Consider the following 11502-nt stretch of genomic DNA (forward strand, 5'->3'; position numbering starts at 1 on the left):
CAGGCGCTGCCGGAGTACTCATCCTGGCGGTGCTGCCGCTGTTCAACCTGTCACTGCCGGGACTGCTTCCCGGCCCCACCTACACCCCGGGGTCACTGCAGCTGATGGCGCTGTGCATGCTGATGGCCGCCGCCGCGCTGACCTATCACCTGCTCCTCGGCGTCGCCGGCATGCTGTCCTTCGGCCATGCCCTCTACTTCGGCGCCGGGGTATACGGGCTGGCGATCATCCTGGACCGGACGGGCCTGCCCCTCCTGCCCGCCATGGCCCTGACCCTGGTGGTGGTGATCGTGCTCGCCAACCTGACCGGCGCCGTCGCACTGCGGGTCACCGGGATACCGTTCGCCATGGTGACGCTCGCCTTCGCCCAGGCCGGATCCGTGATGGTGCGGCGGAACCCGGAGGGCGCCACCGGGGGAGAGGAAGGCCTCAGCCTGGCCACCGAGCACGTGCCGGCTTTCCTGGTTGGGGTGGCCAACACCCGAAACCTGTACTGGCTGGCGCTCGCCGCCCTTGTGGTGGTGTTCCTGGTGACAGCCTGGATCCAGCGAAGCCGCGCCGGCCACGTCGCAGCTGCCGTCCGGGAGAACGAGATGCGGGTCCGGGTGCTGGGCCTGCAGCCCTACCTGGCCAAGCTGCTGATCTTCGTCGTCGCAGGCACGCTGGCCGGGGTGGTCGGCATGACCTACCTGCTGCTGCAGTCCGGTGCCGTGCCGCGGGCAGTGTCCTCCGACTTCACCATCACCTTGCTGGTCATGGTGGTCCTGGGCGGCGTGGGTTCACGATGGGGTGCGGTGCTGGGCGGGGTGGTCTACACCCTGCTGGACCAGCGGCTGACCGCGCTCGCCAACTCGGACGCCATTGCCGGACTGCCGCGGATCCTGCAGATCCCGCTCTCAGAGCCGATGTTCATTCTCGGCACCCTGTTCATCCTGGTGGTGCTGTTCCTGCCCGGCGGACTGGCCGGGGCAGCAGCGCGGCTGCGAAGCCGCGAAGCCGCCCGCCGGCCGCAGCAGATCCTGGAGGAAGCCGGATGAGTTCCCTGCACACCCTGGGCCGCTGGACGGCGGATCGCGCGCTGTCCACACCGGAGCGCACCGCGATCGATGACCGCGGAGTACCGCTGAGCTACCGGGACCTGGAGAACAGGTCCACGGCCCTGGCCGGCGCGTTGAAGGATGCCGGCTACCGGCGGGGCGACCGGATTGCCACGGTCACAGGCAACAGCGCCGACCACGTGGTGGCCTTCTTCGCCTGCGCCAAGGCAGGGCTGGTCCTGGTTCCGCTGTCCTGGCGGCTCTCGGCCCGTGAACTTGCAGCCCAGCTCGCGCTAGCGGACCCGGCACTGCTGTTAGTGGAGGAGGAGTTCTCCGCCGTCGCCATGGAGGCAGCGGCACGCCTGGCTGTTCCGCCGCCGTCGTCAGCACTGGGCCGCACCGGTGTCGAGTGCGGACCGCCGGCCCCGTCCCGGCTGCTGGAGGAAACCGGCAGCACCGGCGACACGGTCCTGGACGACGATCCGCTGCTCATGGTCTTCACTTCCGGCACCGAAGCCGATCCCAAGGCAGTGGTGCTCAGCCACGCGAACTGCTTCTGGACCAATCTCTCCCTCTCCCGCACCGCGGAGATCGGCAGCCGGGACGTGGTGCTTTCGGTGCTGCCGCAGTTCCACGCCGGAGGCTGGAACATCCAGCCGCTGCTGGCCTGGTGGACCGGTGCCACCGTGGTGCTGGAACGCACGTTCGACGCCGGGCGTGTGCTGGCGCTGATCGAGGACCGGAAGGTCACCACCATGATGGGCGTCCCCGCGCATTACCTGATGCTTGCTGCCCATCCGCGCTTCCAGGGCACCGACCTCTCCAGCCTGGGCCGCGCCGTCGTGGGCGGAGCCTCCATGCCGGCACCGCTGCTGCGGACGTGGCACGCACGCGGGGTGGCCCTGGCGCAGGGCTACGGGCTCAGCGAGGCCGGACCGAATGTGCTCTGCCTGCCGGAGGAAGAGGCCGGTGCCCGGATCGGCATGGCAGGCAAGCCGTATCCCCACGTGGACGTTGCCGTTGCGGACCCGGTGACCGGGGAACAGCTGGACGGCCCGGGCACGGGGGAGCTGCTGGTCTCCGGGCCCGGAGTCTTTGCCGGCTACTTCCGCGACCCGGAAGCAACGGCTGCGGCGCTGGCCGGAGGCTGGCTGCGCACCGGGGACCTGGTGGAGCGCGACGCCGATGGGTACCTGCGCGTCATTGACCGGCTGAAGGACATCTACATTTCCGGCGGCGAGAACGTCTCCCCGGCCGAGGTGGAAGCCGTGCTGCTGGAACATCCCGCCGTGGCCGAAGCTGCCGTCGCCGGTGAGCCGGACCCCCGCTGGGGTGAAACCGGTGTTGCCTACGTGGTTCGCCGCCCCGGAACCGCGCCGGATGCCCCGGAGATCCTTGACCACTGCGCGGCGCGGCTGGCCCGATACAAGGTGCCCTCCCGCGTCTGTTTTGTGGATTCCCTTCCCCGCACGTCACTGCACAAGGTGGCGCGTTCACGGCTGCGGAGACGTTCCGAAAACCCGCAACCCGCTACCCTCGACCGGCAGGACACCATATGAGCACCACACCCAGGACAGCCCGCGGCACCAGGACCCGTGCCCGGCTGCTCGAAGCCGCGGAACAGGTATTCGAATCGGTGGGCTACCACGACGCTTCGATCGTGAAGATCACGGAGCAGGCCGGGATTGGGCTGGGCACCTTCTACCTTTACTTCGAGGGAAAACAGGCCATCTTCGACGAGGTGGTGGAAGACCTGAACCGCCGCGTCCGCCAGGCCATGACCGAAGCGGCCAAAGCCGCGGGCAACCGGATCGAAGCCGAGCGGGCGGGATTCCGGGCGTTCTTCCGGTTCACTGCCGAACACCCTGCGCTCTACCGGATCATCCGCCAGGCCGAGTTCGTCTCACCGGGCGCCCTGCGCATGCACTACACACGGATCGTCAACGGCTACGTGGAAGGCCTCAAGGCAGCGCGCGACGCCGGCGAGATCCGCCCGATGGACGTAGACACCGTCGCGTGGGCGCTGATGGGCATCGGCGAGATGCTGGGCATGCGCTGGGTCCTGTGGCATGCAGACCGCTCCGGCGGGGGCCCCGCTCCCGAAATCCCGGAAGCGGAATTCGAGGAAATGATGCGGTTTATCGAACGAGGCATGGCGCCTGAGGCGCCGGCAGACGGAGGCGGAGCATGAGCATCGAAGCAGTGATCCCGGCAGGCCTGGACGGCAGGACGGCGCTGGTCACCGGGGGCGGCTCCGGGATAGGGGAGGCCTGTGCACGCACCTTTGCAGCCCTGGGCGCGAAGGTAACCGTTGCTGACGTCAACCGGGAAGCGGCAGAACGCGTGGCTGCAGCCACCGGCGGTACGGCCTGGGAGGTGGACCTCAGCGACACCAGTGCACTGGAAAACCTCACCCTGGACACCGACATCCTGGTCAACAACGCGGGCATCCAGCGGATCAATCCCATCCAGGACTTCGACCCCGAAACGTTCCGGCTGATCCACCGCCTGATGGTTGAATCGCCCTTCCTGCTGATCCGTGCAGCGCTGCCGGGGATGTACGAGCGCGGTTTCGGCCGGATCATCAACATCTCCTCCGTGCACGGGCTGCGGGCCTCCGCCTTCAAGAGCGCCTATGTCAGCGCAAAGCACGCATTGGAAGGGCTCAGCAAGGTCACCGCCCTGGAAGGCGGAGAACACGGCGTCACCTCGAACTGCATCAATCCGGCGTATGTGCGCACTGCGCTGGTCGAGGCGCAGATCGCCGACCAGGCCCGCATCAACTCGATTCCCGAGGAGGAAGTGGTTGCCTCGGTCATGCTGACGGAGTCCGCAGTCAAGCGGCTCGTGGAACCGGAGGAAGTCGCGTCCCTGGCTGCCTGGCTCGCCGGTCCCGGCGCCGGGATGGTTACCGGGGCCTCGTACACCATGGACGGCGGATGGAGCGCGCGATGAGTGACTACAGCAGTGCTGCGGTTCCCGTCCGCGGCGGCACCCTGCACACCGGCATCTGGGGGCCGACTGATCCCGACGCCCCCGCAGTCCTGGCCATCCATGGAGTCACGGCCTCGCACCGGACCTGGGGCATGGTGGCCAACGCGCTCCCGGATGTCCGCGTAATCGCCCCGGACCTGCGCGGCAGGGGACGCAGCAACACCCTGCCGGGCCCGTACGGGATGCCGGTGCACGCGGATGACCTGGCGGCGGTGCTGGAGGCACTGGCGGTGCCCCGCGCCGTCGTCGTCGGCCATTCAATGGGTGCCTTCGCGGCATTGGTGCTGGCAAACCGCCACCCGCACCTGGTGGATTCGCTCGTGCTGGTCGACGGCGGCCTGCCGCTGGACGTGCCGTCCGGACTGAGCGACGAGCAGGTCATCCAAGCCGTTCTGGGTCCGGCTGCCGAACGGCTCGAGCAGGTATTCGACTCCCTTGCGGACTACGAGCAGTTCTGGGCCCCGCATCCCGCCTTCGCCGGGCACTGGAACGAACTGCTGCGGGATTACCTGGCCTATGACCTGCAGCCGCACGGCAGCGGGTTCCGCGCTGCCACCCGTGCCCAGGCGCTCATTGAGGACACCGCAGAGCTGCACCGCGGCACAGCCCTGTTGCAGGCGCTGGACGAACTGGCCCACCCTGTGCGCCTGCTGCGTGCTCCGCGTGGTCTCCTGGACGAGGAACCGGGGCTGTATTCCCCGGACTACATCAGTTCCTGGCAGGGCAGGCTGCCGGACCTTCACATCAGCGACGTACCGGACACCAACCACTACACGGTTGTCATGGATGATCCCGGAGCCAGCGCTGTTGCGGCGGTGCTGGCCGAGCAGGTTGCTTCCCGCCGGCTGCCGGCCGGGGAACCGCCGGCAGGATGACGCTTCCCCCGGGACGATGACCCTGCGGCCGGGGGGATGCTCCTCCTCTGCAGCCATGGGAGGGCAGATGCGTCCGGGCGACACACCACGTGCCGGTCTGCCCGGCGGCGGGATCCGCTGGCTATAGTCGAAAGGCCGGTTCCCTGCTCCCAAGGCCAAAGGCCCTTGCCGTTCCGGCTGCTACGTAAGGGCATGAAACAGTAATGATCACTTTCGACAACGTCACAAAGGTCTACGACCGGAACTCCAGGCCTGCCCTGAATTCGGTCAGCCTGGACGTAGACCGCGGCGAGTTCGTCTTTTTGGTGGGTGCCTCCGGCTCAGGCAAATCGACGCTCATCCGGCTGGTGCTCAAGGAAGAGCACGCGACGCGGGGAACCGTGTACGTGGCCGGTTCAAACGTGGCCAAGATTCCCAGCTGGCGCGTCCCGCGCCTGCGCCGCGGCATCGGCGTCGTCTTCCAGGACTTCCGCCTGCTGCCCAACAAGACCGTCTTTGCCAACGTTGCGTTCGCTATGCAGGTCATTGGCCGCTCACGCGCCGTCATCCGGGATTCAGTTCCGGAGGTCCTGAAAACCGTTGGGCTGGAGGGCAAGGACAACCGGCTTCCGCACGAACTCTCCGGTGGTGAGCAGCAGCGCGTTGCCATCGCCCGTGCCATCGTGAACCGGCCCGGCATCCTGCTGGCTGACGAACCCACCGGCAACCTCGATCCCACCACTTCGCTGGGCATCATGAACGTCCTGGACAGGATCAACCAGAACGGCACGACCGTTGTCATGGCCACGCACGACCACGACATCGTCAACGCAATGCGCAAGCGCGTGATCGAACTCCGCAACGGCAAGATCGTCCGCGACGAACGCGAGGGCATCTACCTGGCGACGGCGATGCAGCCGATAGTGCCGGCAGCCGGCACCGATGCTGCCGCCACCGGCGAGCCCGCGTCCGACGCCGCTGCACCGGCTGGTGCTCCCAGCCGCCCGGAGGCCGCAGGTACGCCTGATGCTACGAAACAGAACAGCCCGGCCGGATCGGAGGTCTCCGAATGAGGATGGCTTTTGTCCTGGGCGAAATCGGCTCAGGGATTCGGCGCAACCTGTCCATGGTGGTCTCCGTCATCCTGGTGACCTTCGTATCCCTCACCTTCGTGGGTGCCGCCGGTCTGCTGCAGATGCAGATCAACCAGATGAAGGGCTACTGGTACGACCGTGTCCAGGTGGCGGTCTTCCTGTGCGTGGACAATGACGTTTCCCCGTCCTGTGCTTCGGGCTCCGTCACTGACGAGCAACGCAGCGCGATCGAAGCCAAGCTGAACTCTTCGGAGTTCGAGCAGTACATCGACACCGTGCATTACGAGGACCAGGAAACGGCCCTGGGCCACTTCCGTGAACAGTTCGCCAATTCTCCGATTGTGGACAGCGTTACCGCGGACCAGCTCCCGGAAACGTTCCGCGTTTCGCTGGTGGATCCGGAGAAGTACGAGGTCATCAACGAGGCGTTTTCCTCGATGCCGGGTGTTGAATCGGTCAGCGACCAGCGTGAACTGCTGGAGAAGGTCTTCTCCTTCATGAACATCGCGTCCCTGGTTGCGCTGATCGTGGCCGTGCTGATGCTGGTGTGTGCGATCCTGCTGATCGCCACCACCATCCGCCTGTCCGCATTCAGCCGGCGCCGCGAAACCGGCATCATGCGCCTGGTCGGTGCGTCCAAGGCAGTGATCCAGCTGCCCTTTGTCCTTGAAGGTGTGATCGCGGCGCTGATCGGTGCGGTCCTGGCTTCGGGCACCCTGTGGGCCGTGGCCCACTTCTTCATTGGCATGCTGGCCCGTCAGTACCCGGCTACTGCCTTCATATCCGCACGTGAGGTGCTACTTTTGAGCCCGGTACTCCTCATTCTGGGTACATTACTGGCTGGAGTGTCCTCACTGCTGACGCTTAGACGCTATATCAAGGTTTAGAGTGTGGGCACTGGTCAAAAGGAAAGCAGAACGCTACATGTATGGTCTCGCCGATGAATGACAACCGTGGATTCCCGCCGGGGGGCGCAGCAGCACCTGCTGCGCGGCTGGATGCTGGGCGGAAAACCGTCGCCGCAGGGGCTGCGATGCTCCTGGCAGTGGTCCTTTCCCTTGCAGCCGTCCTCACCCCTGCCCAGGCCGATGAGCTGAACGACCGCAAGAATGCGCTGCAGGCCGAGCAGCAGCGCGTCCAGGCAGAGTACGAATACCTGGACGCCGACATTGCCAAGACAGTCGCCCAGCTGAACATCTACCAGAACGAAGAGCTGCCTGCCGCGCAGACCGTGCTGGCTGATGCTGAAGGCAGGGTTACCAGTGCCTCGGCCAAGGTCGGAGCGCTCACGGACCGGGTGGCCCTGGCACAGGAAAGCCGGAACAAGATCGCGGCCCAGATCGAAGAAGACCGCAAGGCCCTGGACGAAACCCAGAAAGTGATTGGGCAGATTGCCAGCCAGGCCTACAAGAGCGGGGGAGTGCCTTCCAGCCTCACCCTGATGTTTGGGGCCAACGGTGCTGACAGCCTCACCGACTCCATGGGAATGGCCGGCCAGGCGCTGCGCGGACAGAACGCTGCCGTTGAGCGCCTGTCGCAGCAGGCCGCGACCAACGTGAACTCTGAAGCGCGGCTCACCGCTGTGGAAGAGGAGATCTCCTCGCTCAAGGCACAGGCCGAAGAGGCGCTGCGTGCGGAGCAGGCGGCCCGCGATGAAGCCGCCGCCGAGAAGGAGAAGGTTGACAGCCTCATCGCCAGCGCCGAGGCGCTAAACGGCGAACTCGAAGCCAAGAAACCGGTAGTCCAGGCGAAGCTCGCTTCAATCCAGTCCGAACAGGCGGCTGTCCAGGCGGAGATCGCCGAACGCCAGCGCATCCTGCTCGAAGAGGCACGCCGTGCCGAGGAAGCCAGGATCGCCGAAGCGAACCGGCGGGCTGCGGAGGAAGCTGCACGCAACAACCAGCCCGCCCCGCCGCCACAGACCATCCAGCCAACCAACCCGTCAGCCTTCGGTCTGCGCTATCCCGTCAGCGCACCCCTGACGTCAGGCTTCGGTTGGCGTGCCACGCCGGCAGGAACCATCGATTTCTCCGGCACCGGCGGCTACCTGCACTCCGGAGTCGACTTCGGAGCCCAGTGCGGGACTCCCGTCTATGCCCCGGCGTCCGGCGAAGTGTGGCGTTCGGACACGGGCGGCGGAGAAATGATCGGCACCGGCAACCGGATCGTGCTGAACCACGGCGTCATCGGAACCTCTGCCCTGGCTACGAACTACTACCACTTGAGCAGCAGGGTGGTTTCCGCCGGGCAGTGGGTCAACGCCGGGCAGCTGATCGGCTATGTGGGTACCACCGGCAACTCAACCGGCTGCCACCTGCACTTCGAGACCATGCTCAACGGGCAGCTCGTAAATCCCATGGGACTGCTCTAGGGCCTAGAATGGGTGTTTCGCCTCCGGGAACGCGCCGGAGGCGAATATGCCGCTCGACAAAAGCAACGAAGGAGAGTTGAACCGTGCCCAAAGAAAGTGGCCGAAAAGTCGTGGCCACCAACCGCAAGGCCCGGCACAACTACGAAATCCTTGATACCTATGAGGCCGGGATGGTCCTGATGGGCACCGAGGTGAAGTCCCTGCGTGAGGGGCGTGCGTCCCTGGTGGACGGGTTCGCCACGTTCTACAACGATGAACTCTGGCTTGAAGCTGTCTACATTCCGGAGTACCTCAACGGCAGCTGGACCAACCACTCCGCCCGCCGGCGCCGCAAACTGCTGCTGCACCGCGAACAGCTGGACAAGATCGCGCAGAAGATCCGCGAATCCGGCTTCACTATCGTGCCTCTCCAGCTGTACTTCCTGGACGGACGCGCGAAGGTTGAAATCGCCGTCGCCCGCGGTAAGCGTGACTATGACAAGCGGCAGAGCCTGCGGGAGAAGCAGGACAACCGCGAGGCACTGCGTGAAATGCGTGCCAAGAACCGCGGAGCGTAGTCCATGAGCGGTACCTTCTGGGAGCCGCAGCCTGAGGAAGATGCACCGGCAGCGGAGCGCAAGCCCTTGTGGGCATGGGCGGTTGCTGCAATCGACCTGCTGATCGTGGCCGCCGTGGTCCCGGTTGTCATCCTGGTGGTGGTGCCGTTTTTCGTGGTCTTCTACGTGTACCTGGCCCAGATCCTGGTGTGGGTTTCGCCGTTGCTGCTGGCTGCGAATGCTGTGTTGTTTGGCTGGGCATTCCGCCGAAAGTTCGCCGGCATGACGGCACTGGCGATCCTCTCCGTCCTGTTCGTACTGCTCTCCGCACTGGTACTGGTGCTGTGGGGAGCGCCGATCACGGTGTTCGGCCTGACGTTCTAGCGCTTATGCGTTATAGTTAACGGTCCGGCCGGTTGCGGGCGGAAACATCAGTTTGGTAACTGAATACGGGGATGACAGGTTTCGACGATGTTAGTCGCGACAGGTGAAGCGGGCCGAGGATGCAGGGTTATCTCGTAAACGCTCTCTGCAAACCAATAAGTGCCGATTCTAAGCGCACTGACTTCGCTCTCGCTGCCTAAGCAGCGGGCATAGTCCGTCAGACCGGGAATGCTCTCGTCCCGGATCCTGGCGTCATTTAGAGGGCCACTGCTGAGTACTCTTGCCGTTGGAGTGCTCGGGACTTTTAGACGGCTGGGCCCGGATCAGCCACTTGTTCACATGATGGCTGGGGCCGAGAAAATCCGACGTGAACTGCGCCCGGAGAAGCCCTGACAACACGACATCGGACGGGGGTTCAATTCCCCCCATCTCCACGAACCAAAAAGCACCTCGGCCTTCGGGCCGGGGTGCTTTTTGTGCGTCTGTCAGTCGGGAGGCGCCGTCCCCGCAGTACTGGCTGGGAACGCCGTATTTCGGGTCCAGCTCGGAGCGCTGCATCTGGTGCTCCGGTCCATTCCCCGCGCAGGCAGACGTGACCAGGACTTCGACCGGAAGACCGCGGTCGTTCCGGTAGGCCGCGGTGATGCCCCCGGACTGCACCCATTTCGGACTGCGGGTTGCCGCCGCTCCAGGCGGCAAACCAGACTGGCGCCGTTTGAGGCAACGTCCCGGAGTGGCTCCCAGAACGTGGAAAACGTGCCAGCGACCAACTCGGCGGAGCCAAAACCCATCTTCGCTACGGAGAGTCTGCTTCCTTTCCAGCCGAAGTCGATGGGCAGAACCGTCCACGTCAGGGCTCTGCGCCGGGCCGTGGGGACTTGCCAACGGCCCAGCGGTGAAGCAGGCCGAGACACGCACCTGGCTCCGGCCCCGGCCAGCCCTTGGTAAGCTTGGAAGAAGCCCTTCGCCCGCCGTCCTGCCCACAGCAGTGTCCGGCTCCAGCCGCGGAGGCGCCCCTTTCCACCGCACCCATCACTGACCTGCTGCTCCGTACTTCACGCTCCCTGTGCGAGTCCGGAGCACTGCGACGTGCCCCACGCCCCGCGGAGGGAAGACACGCAATACCGTAGGAGAAGCGCCACCCCCATGCAGTCCGCCCCCGCTGAAACGTCCGCAGAAACACCCGTTGATTCCCTCACGGAAACCCCCGCAGAAACTCCCGCAGATTCCAGTGCGCTGTCCCTGTTCGACCGCCGTTACGAACCCAGTGTTGCCGAAGTCAACCAGCTGTGCGACACCCTGGCAGCGCTCAAGCCCGGCAGCGAAGTTCCCTACATTGATCCGCAGCATGACGTGGACGAAGCCCGGATCGTGAGCCTGTTCTCAAATAACGGTGCCGCCCACCCGTCGGGGTTCGTCACCGCAGGCAGTGACGAAGCCGTCACCCGCCTCCTGGGCGTCCACTGGCAGGTTGGCCTTCAGCCCAAGTACGTCATGCCCTGGAACGTGCACCCCTGGTACACCCCCGGAGAGCCGCACACCAAGCTCACCAAGGAAGAAGTCGCCGAGGGCCTGAAGCCCCTGCTGCGCTTCCTGGCGCTGGTGCCGCGCGCATCCGTCATCGTGGCGCACGGTACCGAAGCCCAGCGGCTGGCAGCTGCATTCCTGAAGACTGAGAACCGGATGATCTACCGGCGCAGCTTCAAGGTTTACAAGGCACGCTCGGCAGAAGGACGTTCATTCGGCGCCACCGAGGAACGCCAGCAGGAGTCTTTGGCAGAAATGCGGATCGTCTACAAGGACGCGATGGCCCGCACCGGACTGGCCGCCACGGGCCGCTAGGAAACTAGTTCGCGCCGCTCACCGGAACATCGACGATCCCGGTGAAGCGCGAGCCCACGCCCTCATATTCACTCCGCACGGCACCTGCCGGAACCGGAGGAAGCTCACGGACACTGTGGTCGTCACAGGCCACAAAGGTGAAGTCCGGCCACCACTTCTTGGGGCGGGCCGTTTCCCGGAAGCCGCAGACTTCACACTCCAGCTGCACCCAGACCGGCCGCTTGCCGGTGCGGTTGGCCCGTGACTGTGCCAGCCAGGCCGGAGGATTGGCATCGAGCTCATTGAGCTCGGCCTGTTCCAGCCGCGGCGGGATGCCGTGCTTGGCGGCCATTTCGAGCGGAATATCAAGGTACTGGGCTGCCTGGCGTCGAGTAATCATCAGTTAAACGA

Annotated in this window: 12 protein-coding genes and 1 other RNA gene; 12 read left to right on the forward strand and 1 reads right to left on the reverse strand. The window is 65.4% G+C overall.

Going from position 1 to position 11502, the window contains the following annotated elements:
- The 12 genes from ABFX29_RS09535 to ABFX29_RS09590 form a co-directional block, all read left to right on the forward strand.
- Window positions 1–1037: branched-chain amino acid ABC transporter permease (locus tag ABFX29_RS09535; RefSeq protein WP_346038487.1), on the forward strand; the 1037-nt coding region annotated here is incomplete at its 5' end.
- Entirely contained in the window at window positions 1034–2596 is a 1563-nt protein-coding gene (locus tag ABFX29_RS09540; protein ID WP_152226888.1) for a class I adenylate-forming enzyme family protein, read from the forward strand. The genes ABFX29_RS09535 and ABFX29_RS09540, both read left to right, overlap by 4 nt.
- Window positions 2593–3228 carry a TetR/AcrR family transcriptional regulator gene (locus ABFX29_RS09545; protein ID WP_152226890.1) on the forward strand — a complete coding sequence of 212 codons (636 nt, stop codon included), beginning with the start codon at window positions 2593–2595 and terminating at the stop codon, window positions 3226–3228. Before ABFX29_RS09540 ends, ABFX29_RS09545 begins: the two co-directional genes overlap by 4 nt.
- Window positions 3225–3992 carry a 3-hydroxybutyrate dehydrogenase gene (locus ABFX29_RS09550; RefSeq protein WP_152226892.1) on the forward strand — a complete coding sequence of 256 codons (768 nt, stop codon included), beginning with the start codon at window positions 3225–3227 and terminating at the stop codon, window positions 3990–3992. The genes ABFX29_RS09545 and ABFX29_RS09550 overlap by 4 nt, the downstream gene beginning before the upstream one ends.
- Window positions 3989–4906, forward strand: coding sequence for an alpha/beta fold hydrolase (locus ABFX29_RS09555; RefSeq protein ID WP_246167309.1), 918 nt, complete (start codon window positions 3989–3991; stop codon window positions 4904–4906). Before ABFX29_RS09550 ends, ABFX29_RS09555 begins: the two co-directional genes overlap by 4 nt.
- Before the next feature lie 203 nt (window positions 4907–5109).
- On the forward strand, window positions 5110–5958 hold the full coding sequence (gene ftsE / locus ABFX29_RS09560) for a cell division ATP-binding protein FtsE (protein ID WP_152226896.1): 849 nt from the start codon (window positions 5110–5112) through the stop codon (window positions 5956–5958).
- Complete coding sequence (ftsX, locus tag ABFX29_RS09565) at window positions 5955–6866, forward strand: permease-like cell division protein FtsX (RefSeq protein ID WP_152226898.1); 912 nt, start codon at window positions 5955–5957, stop codon at window positions 6864–6866. Before ftsE ends, ftsX begins: the two co-directional genes overlap by 4 nt.
- Before the next feature lie 53 nt (window positions 6867–6919).
- Complete coding sequence (locus ABFX29_RS09570; RefSeq protein ID WP_152226900.1) at window positions 6920–8350, forward strand: M23 family metallopeptidase; 1431 nt, start codon at window positions 6920–6922, stop codon at window positions 8348–8350.
- An 83-nt stretch (window positions 8351–8433) separates the two neighbouring features.
- A complete protein-coding gene (gene smpB / locus ABFX29_RS09575; protein ID WP_152226902.1) occupies window positions 8434–8907 on the forward strand; it encodes an SsrA-binding protein SmpB in 474 nt (157 codons plus the stop codon).
- A 3-nt stretch (window positions 8908–8910) separates the two neighbouring features.
- A complete protein-coding gene (locus ABFX29_RS09580; RefSeq protein WP_152226904.1) occupies window positions 8911–9270 on the forward strand; it encodes a hypothetical protein in 360 nt (119 codons plus the stop codon).
- Between the two features lie 67 nt (window positions 9271–9337).
- Window positions 9338–9707, forward strand: a transfer-messenger RNA (tmRNA) gene (gene ssrA, locus ABFX29_RS09585).
- A gap of 709 nt (window positions 9708–10416) precedes the next feature.
- The gene (locus ABFX29_RS09590; RefSeq protein ID WP_246167311.1) at window positions 10417–11112 is read left to right on the forward strand and encodes a uracil-DNA glycosylase family protein; all 696 of its coding nucleotides are present in this window, start codon (window positions 10417–10419) and stop codon (window positions 11110–11112) included.
- 4 nt (window positions 11113–11116) lie between these two features.
- Here ABFX29_RS09590 and ABFX29_RS09595 read toward each other — a convergent pair whose 3' ends face one another.
- Entirely contained in the window at window positions 11117–11491 is a 375-nt protein-coding gene (locus ABFX29_RS09595) for a hypothetical protein (protein WP_152226907.1), read from the reverse strand.
- Window positions 11492–11502 lie beyond the last annotated feature (11 nt).

This window comes from Arthrobacter gandavensis, assembly GCF_039528575.1.
Classification (GTDB): Bacteria; Actinomycetota; Actinomycetes; order Actinomycetales; family Micrococcaceae; genus Arthrobacter_B; species Arthrobacter_B citreus_B.